This window comes from Micromonospora sp. NPDC048930 (genome assembly GCF_043197935.1).
GTDB lineage: Bacteria > Actinomycetota > Actinomycetes > Mycobacteriales > Micromonosporaceae > Micromonospora.
Genome location: NZ_JBICUB010000003.1, coordinates 631,699 through 654,233 on the forward strand (window position 1 = coordinate 631,699; position 22,535 = coordinate 654,233).

Annotated in this window: 14 protein-coding genes; 4 read left to right on the forward strand and 10 right to left on the reverse strand. The window is 73.7% G+C overall.

Going from position 1 to position 22,535, the window contains the following annotated elements; genetic code table 11:
• Positions 1–40: 40 nt before the first annotated feature.
• From ACGFI9_RS11730 to ACGFI9_RS11745, 4 genes are all read right to left on the reverse strand, one after another.
• Positions 41–1,174: a SigB/SigF/SigG family RNA polymerase sigma factor gene (locus tag ACGFI9_RS11730; protein ID WP_393177719.1), complete on the reverse strand. Its 1,134-nt coding sequence runs from the start codon at positions 1,172–1,174 to the stop codon at positions 41–43.
• A 234-nt stretch (positions 1,175–1,408) separates the two neighbouring features.
• On the reverse strand, positions 1,409–2,815 hold the full coding sequence (locus tag ACGFI9_RS11735; RefSeq protein WP_393177721.1) for a hypothetical protein: 1,407 nt from the start codon (positions 2,813–2,815) through the stop codon (positions 1,409–1,411).
• A 434-nt stretch (positions 2,816–3,249) separates the two neighbouring features.
• Positions 3,250–5,007 carry a thiamine pyrophosphate-binding protein gene (locus ACGFI9_RS11740; RefSeq protein WP_393177723.1) on the reverse strand — a complete coding sequence of 586 codons (1,758 nt, stop codon included), beginning with the start codon at positions 5,005–5,007 and terminating at the stop codon, positions 3,250–3,252.
• Positions 5,000–6,124: a Vms1/Ankzf1 family peptidyl-tRNA hydrolase gene (locus ACGFI9_RS11745; protein ID WP_393177725.1), complete on the reverse strand. Its 1,125-nt coding sequence runs from the start codon at positions 6,122–6,124 to the stop codon at positions 5,000–5,002. Before ACGFI9_RS11745 ends, ACGFI9_RS11740 begins: the two co-directional genes overlap by 8 nt.
• A 141-nt stretch (positions 6,125–6,265) precedes the next feature.
• On the opposite strand from ACGFI9_RS11745, the gene ACGFI9_RS11750 reads away from it, so the two are divergent.
• Both ACGFI9_RS11750 and ACGFI9_RS11755 read left to right on the forward strand, forming a co-directional pair.
• Positions 6,266–6,814, forward strand: a complete 549-nt coding sequence (locus ACGFI9_RS11750; protein WP_393177889.1) for a hypothetical protein — start codon at positions 6,266–6,268, stop codon at positions 6,812–6,814.
• 111 nt (positions 6,815–6,925) lie between these two features.
• On the forward strand, positions 6,926–8,404 hold the full coding sequence (locus tag ACGFI9_RS11755) for a glutamate--cysteine ligase (protein WP_393177727.1): 1,479 nt from the start codon (positions 6,926–6,928) through the stop codon (positions 8,402–8,404).
• Between the two features lie 51 nt (positions 8,405–8,455).
• Here the strand turns inward: ACGFI9_RS11755 and treZ are convergent, their stop codons facing one another.
• From treZ to glgX, 3 genes are read right to left on the reverse strand one after another with little or no spacing between them, the layout of a single operon-like run.
• Positions 8,456–10,189: a malto-oligosyltrehalose trehalohydrolase gene (gene treZ / locus ACGFI9_RS11760; protein WP_393177729.1), complete on the reverse strand. Its 1,734-nt coding sequence runs from the start codon at positions 10,187–10,189 to the stop codon at positions 8,456–8,458.
• Positions 10,186–12,486, reverse strand: coding sequence for a malto-oligosyltrehalose synthase (treY, locus tag ACGFI9_RS11765; RefSeq protein ID WP_393177731.1), 2,301 nt, complete (start codon positions 12,484–12,486; stop codon positions 10,186–10,188). The genes treZ and treY overlap by 4 nt, the downstream gene beginning before the upstream one ends.
• Positions 12,487–12,488: 2 nt before the next feature.
• Positions 12,489–14,606: a glycogen debranching protein GlgX gene (glgX, locus tag ACGFI9_RS11770; protein ID WP_393177733.1), complete on the reverse strand. Its 2,118-nt coding sequence runs from the start codon at positions 14,604–14,606 to the stop codon at positions 12,489–12,491.
• 319 nt (positions 14,607–14,925) lie between these two features.
• On the opposite strand from glgX, the gene ACGFI9_RS11775 reads away from it, so the two are divergent.
• Positions 14,926–16,323, forward strand: coding sequence for a glycosyltransferase family 4 protein (locus ACGFI9_RS11775; RefSeq protein ID WP_393177735.1), 1,398 nt, complete (start codon positions 14,926–14,928; stop codon positions 16,321–16,323).
• A 136-nt stretch (positions 16,324–16,459) separates the two neighbouring features.
• Positions 16,460–17,530, forward strand: a complete 1,071-nt coding sequence (locus tag ACGFI9_RS11780; RefSeq protein ID WP_393177737.1) for an endonuclease/exonuclease/phosphatase family protein — start codon at positions 16,460–16,462, stop codon at positions 17,528–17,530.
• A gap of 61 nt (positions 17,531–17,591) precedes the next feature.
• Here the strand turns inward: ACGFI9_RS11780 and ACGFI9_RS11785 are convergent, their stop codons facing one another.
• From ACGFI9_RS11785 to ACGFI9_RS11795, 3 genes are all read right to left on the reverse strand, one after another.
• Entirely contained in the window at positions 17,592–18,875 is a 1,284-nt protein-coding gene (locus tag ACGFI9_RS11785; RefSeq protein WP_393177739.1) for a citrate synthase, read from the reverse strand.
• 209 nt (positions 18,876–19,084) lie between these two features.
• The gene (locus ACGFI9_RS11790) at positions 19,085–21,127 is read right to left on the reverse strand and encodes a sulfatase-like hydrolase/transferase (RefSeq protein WP_393177741.1); all 2,043 of its coding nucleotides are present in this window, start codon (positions 21,125–21,127) and stop codon (positions 19,085–19,087) included.
• On the reverse strand, positions 21,120–22,535 hold the full coding sequence (locus tag ACGFI9_RS11795; protein ID WP_393177743.1) for a methyltransferase: 1,416 nt from the start codon (positions 22,533–22,535) through the stop codon (positions 21,120–21,122). Before ACGFI9_RS11795 ends, ACGFI9_RS11790 begins: the two co-directional genes overlap by 8 nt.

Sequence of the window (22,535 nt, forward strand, 5' to 3'; positions counted from 1 at the left end):
GCAGTCCGCGCCGGCTCTCCGGTCAGATACGGCGGGTCGGTCAGTCGGCCGGCGGCAGCCCGGCCGCGACCAGGGAGCGGCGGACCGCGGGCTGCACCCGGGTCAGCCGCAGCGGCACCCCGGTGCGGGCCGCCGCGTCCCGGCCGGCCATCAGCGCGGCGATACCGCCGGCGTCGAAGCCGCCCGCGCCGACCAGGTCCACCACCACCTCGCGGGGCTGCCCGGTCACCGCCTCCAGCATCGCCTTGCGGAGCTGGTCCGCGCCGTCCCGGTCGACCTCCCCGCCGACCTCGACGACCACCCGGTCGCCGTTCTGCTTGACCGAGATCCTTGACCGGGCCGGCTCGGGCTCGGCCGCGCCGTTCTGCCACGGCGGCGGGGCGTCGGCGAGCATCGCCTGCCGCAGCCAGGTCAGGGCGCGGGAGAGCAGCCGGGAGACGTGCATCTGGGAGATGCCGAACCGGGCCGCGATCTCGGCCTGGGTCTGGTTGCCGTAGAAGCGCATGGCGAGGATCCGCCGCTCCCGCCAGGGCAGGCGGTGCAGCAGGCCGGCGACGGTGACCCGGTCGTCGACCGACTCCAGGGCGTTGTCCGACTCGCCCACCAGGTCGCCGAACTCGGCGGAGCTCTCCCCGCCCACCGGCGCGTTCAGCGAGGCCGGGCTGTAGCCGGCGGCCGACTCCAGCGCGGCGAGGATCTCCTCCTCCGGCGTCTCCAGCCGCTCGGCCAGCTCGGCGACGGTGGGCGCCCGCGACAGCTCGCTGGTCAGCGCCGCCGTCGCCTGCCCGACCTCCAGGATCAGGTCGCGCAGCCGGCGGGGCACGTGCACGCCCCAGGTGCGGTCCCGGAAGTGCCGCTTGATCTCGCCGACGATGGTGATCGCCGCGTACGCGGTAAAGGAGCCCCGTTCCGGGTCGTACCGGTCGACGGCGTTGACCAGGCCGAGGCGGGCCACCTGCTCCAGGTCCTCCAGCGGTTCCCCGCGTCCCCGGTAGCGGCGGGCCAGCCGGCCGGCGAAGGGCAGCGCGAACCGGACCAGATCGTCCCGCGCCTCCTGCCGCCGCTCCGGTGGCAGCCCCTCGATCCGTGCCGCGTACGCCAGGGCCGCCGCGTCGAGGTCCTCCAGGCCCCGCTCGGTGGGTGGTGGTGTGGGTGTGGTGGTCTGTCCGAACATCCGCGCCTCCCTCAGGAAGGTGTCCCCCGCCCGGATTGGGAAGACCGGTCGTGCGCGTGGTCGGGCCACGCACCGGGCCGGAAGTGGGTTACGTGACGGAACGCCAGGAACGGGCGACGGGCTCGCCGAACGGCATCGTGGGCCGTCGCAGCGAGCGGTGTTCCCGCTCCGTGGTTACTCAATCACGGACCGCAGGATCGCGAGGATGATTCGCCGTTGTTGGTGGCCGGGGCGTCAGGAGACCAGCAGTCCCTGGTGGGCGCCCGCGTCCCGGAGGGCCGCGAGGGCCTCGGCCATCCCCAGCGGCGGCGGCACGGGCAGGTCGTACGGCTGGTTGCGCAACACCTCCGTGGCACGGCGGGTCGGCACCTGGCTCACCGGGTAGCCGCGCGCCGAACCCCGGTCCAGCGCCCGCCGCCGGCGTCCGAACGCCGCGACCGCGAGCCACTGCGGCAGGCCGGCCAGCGCGGGCGAGCGGACCCCGGGCGGCTCCGGCAGCACGTCCACCGAACTGAACGGCTCGCTCCCGGCCAGCCACCACTCCACCCCGTCCACCCGCCGCCGGGCGGCGTTCTCGCACCAGTACGGCACCAGCCCGGCCCGGACCACCTGCCACGGGTCGAGCAGCCGCCCGCACTCGACCACCAGCCGGTTGCCGGTCTTGCCCGCCCGGCGCAGCCAGTGCCGGTACAGGTCGGCCGTCGCGGCGCTGAGCGCGTCGGGCTGCGGGACGAGCACCCGGTGCAGCCGGTGCCCGTGCCGGGTGGCCCAGGTCCGGAGGCTGTGCTCGAAGCCGGACTCCACGCCGTGCTCCGCGTACGCCTGCGGGCAGGAGACGTCCGGCGGCGTCCAGTGCGCCCCGTCGCCGCCGGCGGAGCGCAGCACCTGCCGCAGCGCGTGGGCGTCGGGGTGGAAGTCCACCGGGTCGAGGCCGCTGGCCGGGGAACCGACCTGGAAGCTGTGCCCCCGCCCGTCGTCCAGCACCGGCCAGGTGCGGGCGTCGTGCAGCAGCAGCACCGGCGCCCCGGGTTCCAGGCGCTCGGCCAGGAACCGGACGTACGCCCCGGGCAGGGCACGCCAGCGCACCGCGAGCGCGATCGTGGCGCCGGCCGCCGCGCCCCGGCTGGCCGGGCAGTGCACCTGCCGGACGTGCACGTCCGGGTTGCCGGCCAGCAGGCGGCCGGCAAGGGCGGCGCCGTGGTCCAGGGCGGCCCCCGGCCGGTCCACGGTCCCGCGGGGCCAGTGCACGGCCATCTCGAAGGTCGCGGGCAGCCAGGGCACGCCCAGGGCCACCGCGAGGTGCACCGCAGCGCCGTGCGGCGAGCCGAGCACGGCGCCGGGCCAGCGCCCGGCCGGGTACTGCTCGGCGATCCAGGTGGCCACCCGCTCGGTGTCCACCTCGGCGATCCGGGCCGGGGTCAGGGCGAGCCGGCCGGCGGCGCGGGCGGCGGCGGCCCGGCGCAGGGGCTCGGGCGCGCCGGTGAGCCGGGTACCGACCGGCCCCAGATCGGCGCAGTCGTCACCGCGCAGCGCCCGGACGGCCGCCGCGAGCAGCACCCGGGCGGTGCTTCCGGCCGCCACCACCCGGTCACCGGCCAGGGTGGCGGCGTCGGCCGTCGACCCCACGGGCCCCTTCCGCACCGATCCCACCGCGCCTCGTTCGCTCACCACGCGCCCCGGCTTCCCGTCCCTCTGGGGTCTAAACGGGGCATCCCCCCACGGGTCGGACCAAGCTGCGGGTGTCCGTCGGCAGGGCGGTGACCACGCACCGCACCCAGGCGCGTCGACTCGCCGTGGCCGGCCGTCCGAGGCCGCAACGGGAGTGCCGGGCCGGGTTCCGGCCGTACCGGGCCGGGCGGCCGGCAGAGCGGCGAGGGGCGGCTCGCCTGATCGCCGGGGCGAGCAGGCGAGCCGGGGCGGCCGAGGCCGGTGGGTGGTCGACAGACGCCACGAACCTGACGACGTGCGCGATTCACCCGACCGCGGCGAACGGGTGGGCCGGCACCGCGTCCGGCTGAATCGTCCGGGTCATCAAGTTCGTAGCGACCGGACAGGCTCCTACAGAGGAAGCCGGGTCAGACCAGGTCCTCGGCCTCCACGGCCGTCCGATCCAGCACCTGCTCCCGTACCCGGCGGGCGGCGTCGCCGTCGGCGAAGAGGCCGCGCAGGTCGGCCAGGGCCGGTTCCGGCGGGTCCAGCGCCACCGTGGGGTCGACCACCATCTCCAGCACGCTGGGCCGGTCGACGGCGAGCACCTCGTCCCACGCCGCGCCGACCAGGTCCGGGCGGTCCACCCGGACGCCGTGCAGGCCGAGCAGCCGGGCCCAACCGGCGTACGGCACGTCGGGGCGCCGGTCGGTGATCGCGGTCGGCTGCCGTCCGCCGCCCATCCCCGAGTGGTCGCGGTTGTTCAGCACCAGCACCACCAGCCGGGGATCCCGCCACTGCTGCCAGTGGTGCGCCACGGTGATCAGCTCGGCCAGGCCGTTGAGCTGCATCGCCCCGTCGCCGAGCAGCGCGATCACCGGCTCGTCGGGGCGGGCGAGCTTGGCGGCCACCGCGTACGGCAGGGCGCAGCCCATCGAGCCGAGCGTGCCGCAGAGCTGCGCGCGGACGCCCGGCGGCAGCTGCAGGTGCCGGGCGTACCAGTAGATGACCGAGCCGACGTCCACCGCGACGGCTCCCCGCTCCGGCATCCGGGGCGCGAGTTCGTGCAGCACGAGCTGCGGGTTCACCGGCTCGGCCGGCGCGGCGGCCCGCTGCGCGGCGGCCTCCCGCCAGCGGTCGACCGAGTTCTCGACCACGCTCCGCCACTGCTCGTTGGGGCGGTCCGGCACCCGGCCGAGCAACGCCCGCAGCGTCTCGGCCGCGTCGCCGACCAGCGGCACGTCGACTGGGTAGCGGGTGCCGATCCGCCGGCCGTCGATGTCGATCTGGATGGTCCGGACCTGGCCGGGCATCGGGAACCAGTCGGTCCACGGGTCGTTGGTGCCGACCAGCAGCAGGGTGTCGCAGCCCCCCATGAGCTGGGCGGCGGCGGTGGTGCCGACCTCGCCGAGCACGCCGGTGTGGAACGGCAGCCGCTCGTCCAGCACCGGTTTGCCCAGCAGCGACGTGGCCACGCCCGCGCCGAGCCGGTCGGCCAGCGCCACGATCTCGTCCGCCGCGCCGTGCGCCCCCTGGCCGACCAGGATCGCCACCCGCTGCCCGGTGCTGAGCAGCGAGGCCGCCGCGGCCAGGTCACCCTCGTGGGGCAGCACCCGGGCCAGCGGCTCACCCGGGGTCGCCGAGAGCACGCCGGCGGTCTGCGGTGGCAGGTCCGGCACGGCCGACACCTGCAACGCGTGCGGCAGCACCACACAGGTCGGGCTGCGGGTCGCCGCCGCGGTGCGGAACGCCTGGTCGAGCAGGGCCGGCACCTGGCCGGGCGCCCGCCCGTACCGGACGAACTGGTTGCAGACGTCACCGAAGAGCCGGCTCAGCCCGATCTCCTCGTGCGCGCCGCCGAGCGGCCCGGTGACGTCCTCCCCCACGATCGCCACCACCGGCTTGCTGTCCAGCTTGGCGTCGTAGAGCCCGTTCAGCAGGTGCACCGCGCTGGGCCCCTGGGTGGCCAGGCAGACCCCGATCTCGCCGGTGAACTTGGCGTGACCGGTGGCCATGAACGCGGCGGTCTCCTCGTGCCGGGCGGGGATGAACTCCGGGTCTCCGCCGGCGCCGTCCAGCGCGGCCACCAGGGGGGCGATCGCCGCCCCCGGGTAGCCGAACGCCCGGGGCACCCGCCAGGCGCGCAGCCGCTCGACGACCAGGTCCGCCACCGTACGGTCAGCCATTGCCCCGCCCGGGCGTGCCCGCGTCGACGTAGCGGAGGACCGCGCCCACCCCGTCGGTCAGCTCCGGCGCCTCCTCGGGCGCGAGCACGGTGAGCTCGGCGTCGGTGCCGACCAGCGCGCGCAGCAACGCGGCGTCGGCGCGGACCCGCTGCGGGTCGGCCACCGACATGGCCTCCAGCTGCCGTGGGTCGGTGGCGATCTCGGTCGGCTCGGGGCCGACCCAGAGCTCCCCGTCGGCGGACGGGTCGTCGACGATCAGCATGGTGTCGACCTGGTTGCGTTGCAGGGCGGAGACCACCGCGTCCAGGCCGGCCCCGACGTCCTCCTGCACGCCGAACCGGTCCAGCGCGGTGCTGATCCGCTGGTCGGCGATCTCGGCGATGGTCTGCACGGTGACGTCGTCCATCAACATCGGGTCGGCGCCCCGGCTGCGGGAGCCGGCGTCCGTCCGCACCAGCATGTCCTGCAGGCGCTCGGGAAGCTGGGCGGCGATCATCCCGGTGGCCCGGATGTCCCCGGCCACCACCACCACGTCCGCGCCGACCTTGTCGGCCAGCTCGGCGGTGGCCGCGGCGGCGTCGCCGGCGTTGTGGTGCCAGGCCTCCATCGCCGCACGCTGGTAGCGGGACTGGGACCATCCGCCCGGCTTGACCTGGTGTAGCTGATAGCTCTCCCGGCCGACGACGTGCGCCTTCCGGGGCACCCCGCCGGCGCTGACCGCGATGGCGTCCGCCCCGATCCGGTCGGCCAGCACCCGCACCCAGGCGATCTGCTCGCCGCGCTGGGCCACCAGCGGCATCGTGTGCGGCAGGGCGGACCAGGTCGCCAGGTCGCGCAGCGGCGGCGCGGAGAGGTACTCGGTCAGCACCACCCGGCCGCGGGTGGCGAAGACGGCGATGCCGTAGTCCCCGGGCATCGGGTCGTGCCGCCGGACCACCTCCTCGACCGCCTCGACGGTCACCTGGTCGGCGCCCTGCTCCAACAGGCGCCCCTTGAGCGCGCGCCAGCGCAGGTCGACCGCGGGACGCGAGTCGTGGGTGTCCCGGGAGGCGTCCATGTACACCGAGCACCACGGCCCGGGCCGGTCGTAGAGCGGGCGCAGGAAGGACAGCTGCATGCTCGACCCCTTTCCAGCTCGGCCGCACGCATACCCGCGCCACCCGGGATGTCACCTGGCGGGTCCGGCGCGTGACCGTCGTTCATTCACGTCGTTCAACCCGAATGGTCGATACCATCAGTGAACGGAACGGGACTCTGGGTGGTGAACATGGACACGGAGCTGCACACCCGGCGCGTCGTCCTGCCGACGGAACGCGTCGTCACCGGACGGCTGGTCCGGTTGATGGACGGGTACGCCCGCGAGGTGCGGGTCGGCCAGCCGGTCCTGGTCGCGGTACTCACCGCGGCCGGCGTGGCGGGCCTGCTGATGCGGGTGGTCCGCGCGCTGTTCAGCAGCGGCGGCGGGGCCGCCCGGCGCAGCTTCAAGGAGCTCAAGAAGGGCCCCGAGTTCCTGGTCACCCCGGTCCGGGTGCGGGACGCCGCGCACCGGCTGCTGGAGGTGGAGCTGCACGGCCACCTGCCGCAGAGCGCCCTGCACCCCGGCGACCACGTGCAGCTCACCCTGCGCCCACAGCGCGACGCGGACCTGCCGCCCCGGATCGAGCGGATCGTCAACCTGACCACGGGGCAGTTGTTGACGCCGCGTACCGCGACGGTCTGGTCCCACCTGGGCCCGCCGCTGCTGCTCCAGGCGGTGCTGGGCGGCCTGCTGGTCCTGGGCGTCACCGCCTGCTCGGCGCTCACCTGAGAGTGCGGGGATCACCGCGGTCATCAGTGGGTAGATAAAGGTCCATCGGGCCTTCCCTCCCCCGCCGCCACGTGCGAGGTTAGGGGAACCAGCGGTGACAGGGCGGTGACCATGGGCGAGGACGTCGGCGCGCGGACCTTCAGCCGGGAGGACCGGGCCCGCTACCGGGAGAAGGTGCGGCGCTGCCTGGACGTCTTCGCGGAGATGCTGCGCGAGTCGCGCTTCGACGTGGAACGGCCGATGACCGGGCTGGAGATCGAACTCAACCTGGTCGACGACGACGCGCAGCCGGCGATGCGCAACTCGGACGTGCTCGCGGCGGTGTCCGACCCGAGCTTCCAGACCGAGCTGGGCCAGTTCAACGTGGAGATCAACGTGGCGCCGCGCCGGCTCGCCGGCAAGGGCACCGCCCAGTTCGAGGAGCACGTCCGGGCCAGCCTCAACGCGGCCGAGGAGAAGGCCCGCACGATCGGCGCGCACATGGTGATGATCGGCATCCTCCCCACCCTGCGACCCGAGCACCTGACCGCCGCCACCCTCTCGGCCAACTCCCGCTACGCCCTGCTGAACGAGCAGATCTTCGCCGCCCGGGGCGAGGATCTGCCGATCTCGATCAGCGGGGTGGAACGGCTGGCCACCACCGCCGACACCATCACCCCCGAGGCCGCCTGCACCAGCACCCAGTTCCACCTCCAGGTCAGCCCGGCGCAGTTCGCCGACCACTGGAACGCCGCCCAGGCCATCGCCGGCGTCCAGGTCGCGCTCGGCGCGAACTCGCCGCTCTTCTTCGGCCGGGAGCTGTGGCGGGAGACCCGGGTGCCGCTGTTCCAGCAGGCCACCGACACCCGCTCCGAGGAGATCAAGGCTCAGGGAGTACGCCCCCGGGTCTGGTTCGGCGAACGCTGGATCACCAGCGTCTTCGACCTGTTCGAGGAGAACGTGCGTTACTTCCCGGCCCTGCTGCCGGTCTGCGACCCGGAGGACCCGGCGCAGGCCCTGGCCGGCGGCGGGGTGCCGCAGCTCGCCGAGCTGCGGTTGCACAACGGCACCATCTACCGGTGGAACCGCCCGGTGTACGACGTGCTGAAGGGGCGCCCGCACCTGCGGGTGGAGAACCGGGTGCTGCCGGCCGGTCCGACCGTGGTCGACACGGTCGCCAACGGCGCGTTCTACTTCGGCCTGGTCCGCGCGCTCGCCGAGTCGGACCGGCCGCTGTGGTCGCAGATGTCGTTCAGCGCCGCCGAGGAGAACTTCAACACCTGCGCCCGGCACGGCATCGACGCCCAGGTGTTCTGGCCCGGGCTGGGCTACCTGCCGGTGACCGAGCTGGTGCTGCGCCGGCTGCTGCCGCTGGCGTACCACGGGCTGGACCGGTGGGGTCTCGACCCGGGCGAGCGGGACCGGCTGCTCGGGATCGTCGAGCAGCGCTGCCTGACCGGGCGCAACGGCGCCACCTGGCAGGTGGAGACCCTGCACCGGCTCGAACAGGCCGACCACCTGGACCGGCCGGAGGCGCTGCGCGAGGTGGTCCGCCACTACGTCGACCTGATGCACAGCAACCGCCCGGTCCACGAGTGGCCGCTGCCCTGAGGCGGTCGGTCGCCGGCGGAGGCCCGCGCGTACCCGGAAAGGCCGGGCAGGTCAGAGCGCCACGATCGCGGCCGACTCGGCCGGCAGTTCGAGGCCGTCGCGCATCACGGTCACCCCGCTCTCGGTGGCCAGCAGCACGTTGCGCACCACGCCGGGCAGGTTGATCCGCTGCGGCTTGCCGGCCAGGTTGGCCACCACGAGGCACTCGCCCCGGCGCATCAACAGGAACTGGTCGCCGTGCCGCACGTCGACGTGGTCGAGCCGGGGGTCGGACAGGTCGGGACGGCGTTTGCGCAGGGCGATCAGCCGGCGGTAGAAGTCGTACATCTCCCGGTGCTCGGGCTTGTCCAGCTCGGCCCAGTCGAGCCGGGAGCGGACGAAGGTCTGCGGGTCCTGCGGGTCGGGCACCTCCCCCGGTGGCCAGCCGTGCGCCCCGAACTCCCGCTTCCGCCCGGCCACCACCGCAGTGGCCAGCTCCGGCTCGGGGTGGCTGGTGAAGAACTGCCAGGGGGTGCTGGCCGCCCACTCCTCCCCCATGAACAGCATCGGGGTGAACGGCGCGGTCATCAGCAGGGTGGCGCCGACCCGCAGCAGCCCGGTCGAGAGGGTGGCGGAGATCCGGTCACCGGTGGCCCGGTTGCCGATCTGGTCGTGGTTCTGCAGGTACGCCACGAACCGGTGCCCGGGCGTCCGCTGCCGGTCCACCGGGCGGCCGTGGCTGCGGTTGCGGAAGCCGGACCAGGTGCCGGCGTGGAAGAACGCACCGGTCAGCACGTCGGTCAGGCATTCGAGGGAGCCGAAGTCGCCGTAGTAGCCCTGCCGTTCCCCGGTGAGCAGGGTGTGCAGCGCGTGGTGGGCGTCGTCGTTCCACTGCGCGTGCAGGCCGTACCCGCCGGCCTCGCGGGGGGTGATCAGCCGGGGGTCGTTGAGGTCCGACTCGGCGATCAGCGACAGCGGTCGCCCGAGGTGGGTGGAGAGCGCCTCGACCTCGACGGCGATCTCCTCCAGCAGGTGGGTGGCCCGGGAGTCCGGCATGGCGTGCACGGCGTCCAGCCGCAGCCCGTCGACGTGGTAGTCGCGCAGCCACATCAGCACGCTGTCGACGATGTAGCGGCGTACGCCGTCGGAGTGCGGGCCGTCCAGGTTGACCGTGCGGCCCCACGGGTTGCTCTGCTCGGCGAGGTACGGCGCGAACATCGGCGCGTAGGCCCCGGAGGGCCCGAAATGGTTGTAGACGACGTCGAGGATCACCCCCAGCCCCTTGGCGTGGGCGGCGTCGACGAGGCGCTTGAGCCCGTCCGGCCCGCCGTACGGCTGGTGCGGGGCGTACCAGCAGACCCCGTCGTAGCCCCAGTTGTGCTCGCCGTTGAAGGCGTTGACCGGCAGCAGCTCGATCAGGTCGACGCCGAGCTCGACCAGGTGGTCGAGGCGGCCGATGGCCGCGTCGAAGGTGCCCTCCGGGGTGAAGGTGCCGACGTGCAGTTCGTAGAGGACGCTGCCGGGCAGCTGCCGGCCGGTCCAGCCGTGGTCGGTCCAGCGGAAGGCGCTGTGGTCGTAGCGCCGGCTCGGCCCGTGCACGCCGGCCGGCTGCCAGGCCGACCGGGGGTCGGGCAGGGCCCGCTCGTCGTCGTCGAGGAGGAACGCGTAGTCGGTGCCCGGTCCGGCGCCGGGCACCTCGACCCGCCACCAGCCGCCCCGGCCGGGACGCATGTCGTGGTCGGCGACGCCGGTCAGGCGCAGCCGAACCCGGGCGGCTTCGGGCGCCCACACCCTGAACTCGGTCATCGGGCAGCCTCCACGGAGTCGGTGGGAGCCAGCAGGGCGACGGGATAGGTGCTCAACAGATCATGAAGGAGCAGCTCAGACCCACTGTAGACCCGGCCGGTGAACAAGTCAGTCACCCGATGAACGGGAAGTGACAGGGCCGTGTCGCGCCAGCCGCCGGCGCGGGCCAGCCGCAGCGGCAGCCGGGTCGCCACCGCGATCGCGCCGCCCCGGTCGAAGGCGACCGCGTGCGGGCCGGCCGGGCCGTGCGCCGGCACCGGCCGGTAGCCGGTGAACAGCTCCGGGTGGTCGCGGCGCAGCCGCAGCGTCCGGGACACCACGAGCAGCTTGGCCGCGCCGTCGGCGGCCACCGCGGGCCGCCAGCCGGCGTCGAGCCGGGCCAGCAGTTCCCGGCGTACGGCGAAGTCGACCGGGCGGCGGTTGTCCGGGTCGACCAGCGAGTTCTCCCACAGCTCGGTGCCCTGGTAGGTGTCCGGCACCCCGGGCATGGCGAGCTGCACCAGCTTCTGCCCGAGGGAGTTGGACCAGCCGGCCGGGGTGATCTCGGCGGCGAACGCGGTGATCTCGGCGTGCAGCTCCGGGTCGTCGTACATCCGGTCGACCAGGCCGTGCAGTTCGTGCTCGAAGGCCGGGTCGGGGTCGGCCCAGCTCGTCGCCACGGACGCCTCCCGGGCGGCCTTCTCCGCGTACCCGTGCAGCCGCTCCCGTTCGATCGGCCAGGCGCCGACGGTGGTCTGCCAGAGCAGGTGGGCGAAGGCGGGATCGGCGAGCGGCACGCGGGACATCCAGTCCTGCACCCGCTCGGCCCACCGCCGCGGCAGTTCGGACAGCACCGCGAGCCGGGCCCGGACGTCCTCACCGCGCTTGGTGTCGTGGGTGGAGAGGGTCGTCATGCTGGCCGGCCAGCGCACCTGCCGGGCAACGGCGAAGCGGTGGAACTCGGCCGGCGGCACGCCGAAGTGGGCGGGACTGCCGCCGACCTCGTTGAGCGCGACGAACCGGCTCCACCGGTAGTACGCGGTGTCCTCCACGCCCTTGGCCATCACCGCGCCGGTGAGCTGCGGGAAGCGGGCGGCCAGCTCGTGGCCGGGGTCGCGCAGCCGGGCGGTGACCGCGTCCAGGGTGGCGGTCAGGTCGGGGCGGCGGCGGCCCGCCTCGGCCCGGGCGGCGGCCAGGTGCCGGGCGCCCTCGGGCGGGTAGCCCCGGTAGACCGGGAAGGCGGCGGCCAACTCGGCCAGGGCCGCCCGGGCCTGCTCGCCGGGCAGCTCCGGGACCAGCGCGGCGAGCCGGCTCAGCTCGGCGGCGAGCAGCCGGGTGGCGGCCTCGAGCTTGGTCCGGTGGGTCAGCTCCGGCCATGAGGCGCGCCGGCCGGTCAGCCGGGCATCCAGCGCGGTGAAGTCGGCCTCGGCGTCCGGGTCCACGAAGAGCCCGCCGGCCGCCGCGAGGGCGTCGTAGCCGGTGGTGCCGTCCACCGGCCAGTCCGGCAGCTCCTCGCCGTACTCCAGGATCTTCTCCACCACCAGCCAGACGTCCGGGGCGGCGGCGCGCAGCCGGGCCAGGTAGCCGGCGGGGTCGCGCAGCCCGTCCGGGTGGTCGACCCGGATGCCGGCCAGGTCGCCGGCGTCGGCCCAGCGCAGGATCTCGGCGTGGGTGGCGCGGAAGACCGCCGGGTCCTCCACCCGCAGCCCGGCGAGGTCCGACACGGCGAAGAAGCGACGGTACGTCAGCTCGGTGTCGCCGCGCCGCCAGTTGACCAGCTCGTAGTGCTGCCGGTCGTGCACCTCGCGCGGGGTGCCGGCGCCGGTCCCGTCGGCGATCGGGAAGCGCTGCTCGTGGTAGCGCAGCTCGCCGTCGACCACCTTGAGATCGTCGAGCGCGTCGGGGGCGTCGGCGAGCACCGGCAGCAGCAGCCGGCCCCGGTCCCAGTCGATGTCGAACCAGTCCGCGTACGCCGAGGCCCGTCCCCGGCGCAGCACGTCCCACCAGACCGGGTTGGCCGCCGGCCGGGCGACGCCGGCGTGGTTCGGCACGATGTCCACGACCAGGCCGAGCCCGGCCGCGCGCAGCGCCCGGACCAGGCGCTGCCGCCCGGCCTCGCCGCCCAGTTCCGGGTTGACCGACCGGTGGTCGACCACGTCGTAGCCGTGCGGCGAGCCGGGGGTGGCGGTGAGCAGGGGCGCACTGTAGAGGTGGGTGACGCCCAGGTCGTGCAGGTAGTCGGCGAGCCCGGCGGTGGCGTCCAGGTCGAAGCCGGGCCGCACCTGGACCCGGTAGGTCGACCGGGGGGTGGCGGGCACGGTCAGGCCGTCCTCTCCAGGACCAGCAGCGACCGGTCGGGTACGCAGACACTCCCGCCCGCCTCGACCACCGTGCTCTTCTCCGGTTCCGGTTCCGCGGTGCTGATCACCAGCTCCCACCGCTGCCCGAACTCCGTCCCGGGCAGGGTGAAGTCCAGCGGCGCGTCGTGCGCGTTGAACAGCAGCAGGAAGGAGTCGTCCCGGTGGCGCTGGCCGTACTGGCCGCGTTCCGGGATGCCGTCGCCGTTGACGAACAGGGCCACCGAGCGGCCGAAGTCGTTGCCCCAGTCCTCCCCGGTCATCTCCCGGCCGTCCGGGGTGTACCAGGCGAGGTCGGGCAGGGCGGTGCCGGCGGCCCGGCCGCCGACCGGCAGCCCGGTGAAGAACCGGCGCCGCTGGAACACCCGGTGCCGCTTGCGGAACTCGGTGAGTCGCTGGACGAAGGCGACCAGTTCCTCGTCGGCCCGTTCCCAGTCGACCCAGGCCAGCTCGCTGTCCTGGCAGTAGGCGTTGTTGTTGCCGCGCTGGGTGCGGCCCAGCTCGTCGCCGTGGCCGAGCATCGGCACGCCCTGGGAGAGGATCAGGGTGGCCAGGAAGTTGCGCCGCTGCCGGGCGCGCAGGGCGAGCACGGCGAGGTCGTCGGTCTCCCCCTCGACGCCGCAGTTCCACGAGCGGTTGTGGCTCTCGCCGTCCCGGTTCTCCTCGCCGTTGGCCTCGTTGTGCTTGTCGTTGTACGACACCAGGTCGTGGAGCGTGAACCCGTCGTGGCAGGTGACGAAGTTGATGCTGTGGAACGGGCGCCGGCCGTCGTCCTGGTAGAGGTCGGCGGAGCCGGAGATCCGGGACGCGAACTCGGCCAGCGTGGCCGGCTCGCCGCGCCAGAAGTCCCGGACGGTGTCCCGGTACTTGCCGTTCCACTCGGTCCACTGCGGCGGGAAGTTGCCGACCTGGTAGCCGCCCGGGCCGACGTCCCACGGTTCGGCGATCAGCTTCACCCGGCCGACCACCGGGTCCTGCTGCACCACCTCGAAGAAGGTGGAGAGGCGGTCCACCTCGTAGAACTCCCGGGCCAGGGTGGCGGCGAGGTCGAACCGGAAGCCGTCCACGTGCATCTCGGTGACCCAGTACCGCAGCGAATCCATGATCAGTTGGAGCGAGTGCGGGCTGCGCACGTTGAGGCTGTTGCCGGTGCCGGTGTAGTCGACGAAGTAGCGCCGATCCTCTTCCGAGAGCCGGTAGTAGCTGGGGGTGTCGATGCCCTTGAAGCTCAACGACGGTCCGAGGTGGTTGCCCTCGGCGGTGTGGTTGTAGACCACGTCGAGGATGACCTCGATGCCGGCCGCGTGCAGCGCCTTCACCATGCCCCGGAACTCCTGCACCTGCTGGCCGAGGCGGCCGAGCGCGGAGTAGCCGTGGTGCGGGGCGAAGAAGCCGATGGTGTTGTAGCCCCAGTAGTTGCGCAGGCCGAGATCGGCCAGGCGGTGGTCGTGCACGAACTCGTGCACCGGCATCAGCTCGACCGCGGTCACCCCGAGCCGCCTGAAGTAGTCGATCATCACGGGCGAGGCGATGGCCGCGTACGTGCCGCGCAGTTCCTCGGGGATGTCGGGGTGGCGCATGGTCAGCCCGCGCACGTGCGCCTCGTAGATCACCGAGTGGTGGTACGGGGTGCGTGGCGGCCGGTCGTTGCCCCAGTCGAAGTACGGGTTCACCACCACCGACTTGGGCATGAACCGCGCCGAGTCGGCCTCGTTCATCCGGTCCGGGTCGCCCAGCACGTAGTCGTAGACGGCCGGGTCCCAGGTGACCTCCCCGTCGACCGCCTTGGCGTACGGGTCGAGCAGCAGCTTGTGCGGGTTGCACCGCAGCCCGTTGGCCGGGTCCCACGGCCCGTGCACCCGGTAGCCGTAGCGCTGGCCCGGCTCGATCCCGGGAAGGTAGGCGTGCCAGACGTACGCGTCGACCTCGCGCAGCTCGACCCGGAGTTCGGCGCCGGTGTCCCACTCGTCGAACAGGCAGAGCTCGATCCGGTCCGCCACCTCTGAGAAGATCGCGAAGTTGGTGCCCATCCCGTCGTAGGTGGCGCCGAGGGGGTAGCTCTCGCCCGGCCAGACCTGCATGTCGCTCCTTCGGCCATGATCATGAGCGCACCGGACGGACGGACCGCCGGTGCGCACGCCGGTAATGCCCCGCCGTACGCGTCGCCAATCCATCCATTCGGACGGTAACCGGAATCCGCCCACCTGATTACGGCCGGCCCTTCGGGTGTCTTCCGTCACGAACGCCCTTTTCGAGATGCGGGTGGGCGCAGGATGCCGTTTCCTTGTTGGTGGACGCGCGCGCCCGCGTGGGTCCTCTCGGCCTCTCGGCCACCCTCACCGCGCCACCCACGCCGCCACTGTCGCCGGCGCGTTCCACCATGCATGGACGGAGATTGATGTGACCATCCTGCGGGTCGGCGAGCAGCCCGCCACCGCGACGGACCGGACCCACCGCCCCACCCTCACCTCCCGCCCCACCATCCCGGCGCAGCCCGGCGTGCCGCCCCGGACGCGGCGCATCCTCATGCTGTCGTGGGAGTACCCGCCGGTGCTCGTCGGTGGTCTCGGCCGCCACGTGCACGCCCTCTCCGTCGCCCTGGCCGCCGCCGGCCACGAGGTCACCGTCGTCACCCGCCACGCCGAGGGCGCGCCTCTGGAGGAGTACGCCGACGGCGTGCGCATCGTCCGCGCCGCCGAGGACCCGGTCACCTTCCCGCTGGCCACAAGCTCGCTGCTGGCCTGGACCATGGCGTTCAACCACACCCTCACCCGGGCCGCGCTGCGCGCCGCCGAGTCCGGCGGGTACGACGTCATCCACGCCCACGACTGGCTGGTCGCGCACACCGCGATGACCCTGCGCGAGCACCTGGACATCCCGTTGGTCAGCACCATCCACGCCACCGAGGCGGGCCGGCACCAGGGTTGGCTGCCCGAGGAGATGAACCGGACCATCCACGGCGTCGAGCACTGGCTGGCCGCCGAGTCGGGCCGGGTGATCGTCTGCTCCGGCTACATGCGCGACGAGGTGACCGCGCTGTTCGGCGTGCCGGGCGCGCGGGTGGACGTGGTGCCGAACGGGGTCGAGCCGCAGCGCTGGCGGGTGCCGGCGGCCGCGGTCGCCGCCGCGCGGGCCCGCTTCGCCGGCGACGGCCCGCTGGTCACCTTCGCCGGCCGGCTGGTCTACGAGAAGGGCGTCCAGCACCTGCTCGCCGGGCTCCCCCGGCTGCGGGAGCGGCACCCCGGGCTGCGCGCGGTGGTGGTCGGCGACGGCCCGTACAAGGCGACCCTGGAGGCCGAGGTGCACCGGCTCGGGCTGGGCGGCACGGTCAGCATGCCCGGCTTTCTCGGCGGCACCGACCTGCCCGCGGTGATGGCCGCCTCCGACTGCTTCGCGGTGCCGAGCATCTACGAGCCGTTCGGCATGGTCGCCCTGGAGGGGGCGGCGGCCGGTGCGCCCCTGGCCGTGTCGCGGACCGGCGGGCTGGCCGAGATCGTCGAGCCCGGCGTCACCGGGATGACCTTCGCGCCGCAGGACCCGGACGGGCTCACCGAGGCGGTGCACGCGCTGCTGTCGGACCGGGACCGCGCCCAGGCGCTCGCCCGCCGCGCCCGCGCCATGGTCCACGAGCAGTACGGCTGGGCCGCGATCGCGTCCCGCACCGCCGCCACGTACGCCGCCGCCATCGCGGGCGACCCGGCGTTCACCGCCGCCCGCGCCGAGCAGCGGATGACCCAGGGCCGCTCCCTCCCCACCATCGGCGAGGGCAACCTCCTCGCCGCCGCCGGGCTGAGGTGAAAGGAGAGGCGGCGTGATCTGACGGTTCAGGACCTTCGGGCAGTGGCCGGAGATGCCCTGAATCAGAGAGCTCACCCGGACCATCCGTTGATCACCATAGGATGCAGCAGGGACCGGCGGTGAGCGAGGGCAGACGATGACGCAGGTGGACACGGCGGAGACCGGGCAGGGCGACGCCGGCAGTACGGGCGCCGGGGCCTGGCGCGCGCGCGTCCGCCGGGCCATCCGCGCCGCCTGCCGGCCGGGCCCCTGGCAGCGCGGCCCGGTGCTCGCGGCGCTGGCGCTGCTGCTCGGCCTGATCCTGCTGGGGCACGCGCGGATCACCAACCGCGGGAGCCTCGGCAGCCTGGTGGAGACCTTCCTGCCGTGGTTCGGCCTGTTCATCCCCGTGCTGCTGGTCGCGGCGCTGTGGCGTCGTTCCGCCTCCGCGGTGTCCGCGCTGCTGCTGCCGGCCGTGGTGTGGCTGAACCTCTTCGGCGGGCTGCTCGGCGACAAGTCCCGCCCGGGCGGCGACCTCACCGTGGCCGAGCAGAACGTCCACGCCGACAACCCCGACCCGGCCGGCACCGCCCGCGCCCTGGCCGCCTCCGGTGCGGACGTGCTGGCCCTGGTGGAGCTGACCCCGCAGGCCACGGGCACGTACGAGAAGGAGCTGGCGAACGCTTACCCGTACCACACGGTGCAGGGCACGGTCGGGCTGTGGAGCAAGCTGCCGCTGTCGGACACTCAGCCGGTCGACATCCAGATGGACGCCGGGCCGCTGGCGGCCACCAAGCCGGCCGACGTCAAGCTGGCCTACAACCGGGGACTGCGCGCCACGGTGGCCACGGACCAGGGGCCGCTGGCGGTGTATGTGGCCCACCTGGGGTCCGTACGGGTGAATCCCAGGGCGGGCTTCGGCACGGTCCATCGGGACAGAAACGCACAGGCGCTCGGGCAGGCCGTCGCCGCCGAACGGAACGAGCGGGTGGTGCTGCTCGGCGACCTGAACGGCACCACGGACGACCGCATGTTCGCCAGCCTCACCTCGCAGTTGCGCTCGGCCCACGCCGAGGCCGGGAACGGCTTCGGCTTCACCTGGCCGGCGGCGTTCCCGGTGGTGCGGATCGACCAGATCCTGGTCCGCGGCGTGAAGCCGGAGAGCTCCTGGGTGCTGCCGGCCAGCGGCGGCGACCACCGGCCGGTGGCGGCCCGCATCAGCTGGTGAACACCGCGAAAAGGCCGCCGACCCCTCGCGGGGTCGGCGGCCTTCGTCGTCAGACCGGGGGTCAGCGCTGGTCGGCGGGGGCGTAGTCCCGCTCGGCGTAGCCGGTGTAGATCTGCCGCGGGCGGCCGATCTTGGTCTCCGGGTCGTTGATCATCTCGCGCCACTGGGCGATCCAGCCGGGGAGCCGGCCCAGCGCGAACAGCACCGTGAACATCTTGGTCGGGAAGCCCATGGCCTTGTAGATCAGGCCGGTGTAGAAGTCCACGTTCGGGTAGAGCCGCCGGGACACGAAGAAGTCGTCGGCGAGCGCGATCTCCTCCAGCTGCACCGCGAGGTCCAGCAGCGGGTCCGGCTTGGCCATCCGACCCAGCACGTCCTGGGCGGCCTTCTTCACGATCGCGGCACGCGGGTCGTAGTTCTTGTAGACCCGGTGGCCGAAGCCCATCAGCTTCACGCCGTCCTGCTTGTCCTTCACCTTCCGGACGAAGGTGCGGACGTCGCTGCCGTCGGCCTGGATCTTCTGAAGCATCTCCAGGACGGCCTGGTTGGCGCCGCCATGCAGCGGGCCGAAGAGCGCGTTGACGCCCGCCGACACCGAGGCGAACAGGTTGGCGTTGCTGGAGCCGACGAGGCGCACGGTCGAGGTGGAGCAGTTCTGCTCGTGGTCGGCGTGCAGGATGAAGAGCATGTCCAGCACCCGGGCCATCACCGGGTCGACCTCGTACGGCTCGGCGGGCACGCCGAAGGTCATCCGCAGGAAGTTCTCGACGTAGCCGAGGGAGTTGTCCGGGTACAGCAGCGGCTGCCCGATCGACTTCTTGTACGCGTACGAGGCGATGGTGGGCACCTTCGCCATCAGCCGCACCGTGGACATCTCCACGTGCTCGGAGTCGAACGGGTCCAGGCTGTCCTGGTAGAAGGTGGAGATGGCACTCACCGCGGAGGACAGCACCGCCATCGGGTGCGCGTCACGCGGGAAACCGTCGAAGAACCGCCGCATCTCCTCGTGCAGCAGCGAGTGCCGCCGGATCCGCTCGCTGAACTCGGTCAGCTGCGCCTGGGTGGGCAGCTCGCCGTAGATCAGCAGGTAGGAGACCTCCAGGAAGGAGGACTTCTCGGCCAGCTGCTCGATCGGGTAGCCCCGGTACCGCAGGATGCCCGCATCACCGTCGATGTAGGTGATCGCGGACGAGCAGGACGCGGTGTTGACGAAACCGGGGTCGTAGGTGGTCATCCCGGTTTCCTTGAGCAGGTTGCCCACCTTGATGCCGGCGGGGCCCTCGACCGCGGACTGCACCGGCATCGACAGCTGCCCACCGGGGTGGTCGAGCTTGACTTCCGTCATGTGTTCCTCGCTTCGCCGGCAAGATCTTCGTTGAATTGCCTTCGCTTTTACCGTACTTACGGTCGGGAGGACACCGCTCGTCATGGTTCGGTGGTGAGGTGTGCATCACCCGATTCCCGACTTGCCGGCTCGGAAACCCGGTGGGAGCGCGCCCGCCCCTGGCCGACGGCCGGGGCGCTGCGGAAGGCTACCGGTAGGTAGGACGGGCGTCAGGACAGGGCCAGCCGGCGGAGGCCGCTGTCGGCGCCGATCCGGTAGATGTCCAGCCGGTTCGCGCCCGAGACGAAGAGCCGGTCGTCGGGCAGGAACGCGGCGAACCGCCGGCCCCCCTTGTCGGGCGGCACCACCGGGACGACCGCGCCGACCGTGCCGTTGACCGCCACCGCGAGTTGCGTCCCGTCCGGCACCGACGCGGGTACGGTGCCCCAGACCAGGGCGGGCAGCTCGCCGTGGGCGGGGTCGACGGCGCGGAACGCGTCGAGGTTGGCCACGGTCGCCGTACCGCCGGCGGGTCGGTCACCGACCCTGGTGCCGACCAGCGGGTCGGGGGCCGGGGTGGCCGGCGGGGACGGCACCCCGCCGGTGATCGTCACCGGCTGCCCGGGCCGGTCGTAGAAGCGCTTGTCGGCGCCGGCCCGCGGGGACTGCTCCGCCGAGCGGCCGTCCATCCGCCAGGGCACCCGCACGTGGGTCTCGTCCAGGATGGTGGGGAGCAGGTCCACGTGCTGCCAGTTCCGGTCGTCGACCCGGCCGGTGCGCTGGCCCGGCTCCTTGACGAACATCGGCACCCAGGCGACCTGGTCGGCGGCGTGGTTGATGGCGTCCATCCCCCGGCCCTGCCAGTCCTTGCGGAAGCTGACCCCGTGGTCGGCGGTGACCAGGACCAGCGCCTTGTCGTACAGGCCGGTGGCACGCAGGGTCCGCAGCGTCTCGCCGATCAGCCGGTCGGTGTAGCCGAGCTGGGCGAGGTGCCGCTGGCGGGCCAGGTCCACCCAGCCGGCGCCGTCGTTGGGCAGGTCCTCCGGCGCCGCGTAGTGCGCCCCGGACGGCAGGTACGCCCACGGCGAGTGGGGCATCAGCAGGTGCAGGAAGTGCAGGGTGGGCCGGGACGACGGGCGCAGCCCGGCCAGGAAGGCGGTGAACCGGGCCGGCTGGTTGTCGTCCAGGGTGTCCCAGCGGAACTTCGGGTCGTCCGGGACCGGCTCGGCGGCGTCCAGCCCCGCCTCGGCGCGGGTCAGCTCCCGGTAGGAGTCCTCCGGGTCGACCCGGCTGTCCACCGGCGCGGTGACCTGGCGCAGCAGCGTGCCGCTCTCCCGGACCAGCACGCCGAGCCCCTGCTCCGGGCTGACCGGTTGGTCGCAGCGGCTGGGCGGGCAGAGCCGGGTGATGCTCTCCTCGGCCTTGATCTCGTACAGCCCGCCGAGGGCGGTGAACAGGTTGTCCGGGTACTGCGAGTAGTGCGGGGCGAACGGTTCGGCCGGGTAGCGGCCGGTCAGCATGGCCGGCAGCGCGTACGGCGTCCAGCCGCTGACCCCGGTGGCGTCGCGGTACCAGGTCGAGCCGGCGGCCAGCTCGGCGAAGTGCGGGTACCGGGTGGCGTCGATCTTCCCGTCCGGGCCGAGCAGCGAGACCAGCGGCAGCTCGTCCAGGACGATCATGACCACCGGCGGGTGGGCGCCCGCGCCGGCCACCCCGGCGGCACCGGCGTGGGCGCGCGGCAGCACCACCGCCGAGGCCGGCGAGGCGAACAGGAACAGGCCGACGAAGACCAGCGGCCCGACCGCGGCCACCCGCAGCACCCGGCCGACGACCCGCCACCGCCGGTGCGCGGCCGCGCCGGCCACGCCGGCCACCCCCGCCGCCAGCAGCAGCGGTACGCCCCGAAGCGGCGTCCCGTGCCGCCCGACCTGGACCGCGAGCGCGGCCAGCAGCAGTCCCACCAGGACGGTGTGCACGCCCGCCCGGACGACCCGCCCGGCGACCAGGCTGACCGCCCCGAGCAGGGCGAACGGCACGGTCGGCACGATCGCGACGAGGGCCACCAGGAGCAGCACGTCGGCCGGCGAGGCCCGGTGGAACAGGAAGAAGTCCGGGCTGCGCCCGAGCACGTCCAGCAGCGGCTGGGTGACCACCAGTCCGACCAGGGCAACCACCTCGAGCAGCCGGCCCGCCTCGTGCCGCCAGCCGCGCCGGCGCCGGGGTGTCGCCGGCGCCTCCGGCGCGGACCGTGGGGGCGCGAGCGTGTCAGCCACCCAGCACCACCTGGTAGAGGGTCCGGGTGCCGGACGGCAGCTCGAGCCGGCGGACGACCCGGCCCCGCGCGACGAGCAGCGCCTCGAACGCGTCCCGGCGGTAGTCGGCGAAGAGCCCGTCCGGCTTGTTGGCCAGCAGGCGACGGGCCATCGGGTCCTCGGGGTGGACGAACTCCACGACCAGGGTGCCGCCGGCCGTGCCGAGCCCGACGAGCTGGTCCAGCACCGCGGCGAGCGGCACGTTCCGGCCGATCGCCAGGTGGTGCACCAGCGCCAGGGCGAGGACCCCGTCGGCCCGGGCCCGGTCGGCGAAGGCGGCCCGCTCGGCGCCCTGCCAGCCGCCGCCCGGCGACGGGTCGGCCAGGTCCATCACCAACGGCAGGATCCGCCGCTCCCCCTCGTCCCGCAGCGCCCGGTGGAGGGCGTCGACCACCGCCGGGTCCTGCTCGACGGCGACCACGTAGTCGGCGTGCCGGGCGGCGATCCGGGCGTACCGGCCGTCGTTGGCGCCGAGGTCGAGCACGAGACCGGGCCCGGTGGCGGCCACCGCCCGGTCGACGAAGCCCTCCTTGGCCTGCCGGTCCGGCACGGAGTACGCGCAGGTGCGCTGGTAGTCCGCCCAGTGGCTCTCCCCCGGCCGGTGGTCCAGCCGGCGGACCAGCCGGGTCAGGCCGCGTACCGTCGCCAGGGCCAGTTCCCGGGAGTACCCGGCGGCCCGCAACTGGGCGCGCACGTCGGTGGTGCTCGCGCGGGCGTTGCGGGCCTGCATCGCGCCGTGCAGGTGGACGTGGGTGAGCACCCCGGGCCGCAGCCGGCGGGCGCCGCCGAAGAGGCGGCGCATCTGGTCCGGCTCGATGCCGTCGATCCGGGCCCGCAGCCAGGGCTGGAAGTCCAGCCCGAGGTGGGCCTGGAGCAGCAGCGGGTAGAGCAGGGTCTGGCAGAACTGGCGGTACCCCGCCCAGGGTTCCCCGTCGCGGGCGGGCTCGAACGAGCCCACGTCGATGAAGACCGGTGTCGCTCCCCGCCACTGGAGGTTGTACGCCGAGCCGTCCTTGGTGGTGAAGCCGGCCGCCAGGGCGGCCGCGAGGATCTCCAGGTGCAGCAGGGCCGCGTCGCGCAGCATCCCGTACGACCATTCGTACGGGTGGGAGACGAACGGGATCCGCTCGTGCCGGAGCACCGCCGCCCAGGGCACGTCGACCGGGGTGGGGATCAACTCCTCGGTTCCGCAGACCTTGCCGCTGGCGAGCAGATCGCGGAAGAAGTCGCTGACCGCCAGGGCCCGCCAGTCGCGGGCGGACCGCTCGTCCAGGCCGCGGAGCACCTCGCCGTGCCGGTGGAAGACCCGGTTGCCGGGGTCGCGGAACGAGCCGGGCTCGACCCGGAGGCCGGCGTCGGGGACGGCCAC

What these genes read in the sequence shown, in the direction of transcription:
- ACGFI9_RS11780 (WP_393177737.1), top strand. Translation starts at nt 16,460, where the DNA reads ATGACGCAGGTGGACACGGCGGAGACCGGGCAGGGCGACGCCGGCAGT.
- ACGFI9_RS11745 (WP_393177725.1), bottom strand. Translation starts at nt 6,124, where the DNA reads ATGCAGCTGTCCTTCCTGCGCCCGCTCTACGACCGGCCCGGGCCGTGG.
- glgX (WP_393177733.1), bottom strand. Translation starts at nt 14,606, where the DNA reads ATGCAGGTCTGGCCGGGCGAGAGCTACCCCCTCGGCGCCACCTACGAC.
- ACGFI9_RS11740 (WP_393177723.1), bottom strand. Translation starts at nt 5,007, where the DNA reads ATGGCTGACCGTACGGTGGCGGACCTGGTCGTCGAGCGGCTGCGCGCC.
- ACGFI9_RS11730 (WP_393177719.1), bottom strand. Translation starts at nt 1,174, where the DNA reads ATGTTCGGACAGACCACCACACCCACACCACCACCCACCGAGCGGGGC.
- treZ (WP_393177729.1), bottom strand. Translation starts at nt 10,189, where the DNA reads ATGACCGAGTTCAGGGTGTGGGCGCCCGAAGCCGCCCGGGTTCGGCTG.
- ACGFI9_RS11755 (WP_393177727.1), top strand. Translation starts at nt 6,926, where the DNA reads ATGGGCGAGGACGTCGGCGCGCGGACCTTCAGCCGGGAGGACCGGGCC.
- ACGFI9_RS11785 (WP_393177739.1), bottom strand. Translation starts at nt 18,875, where the DNA reads ATGACGGAAGTCAAGCTCGACCACCCCGGTGGGCAGCTGTCGATGCCG.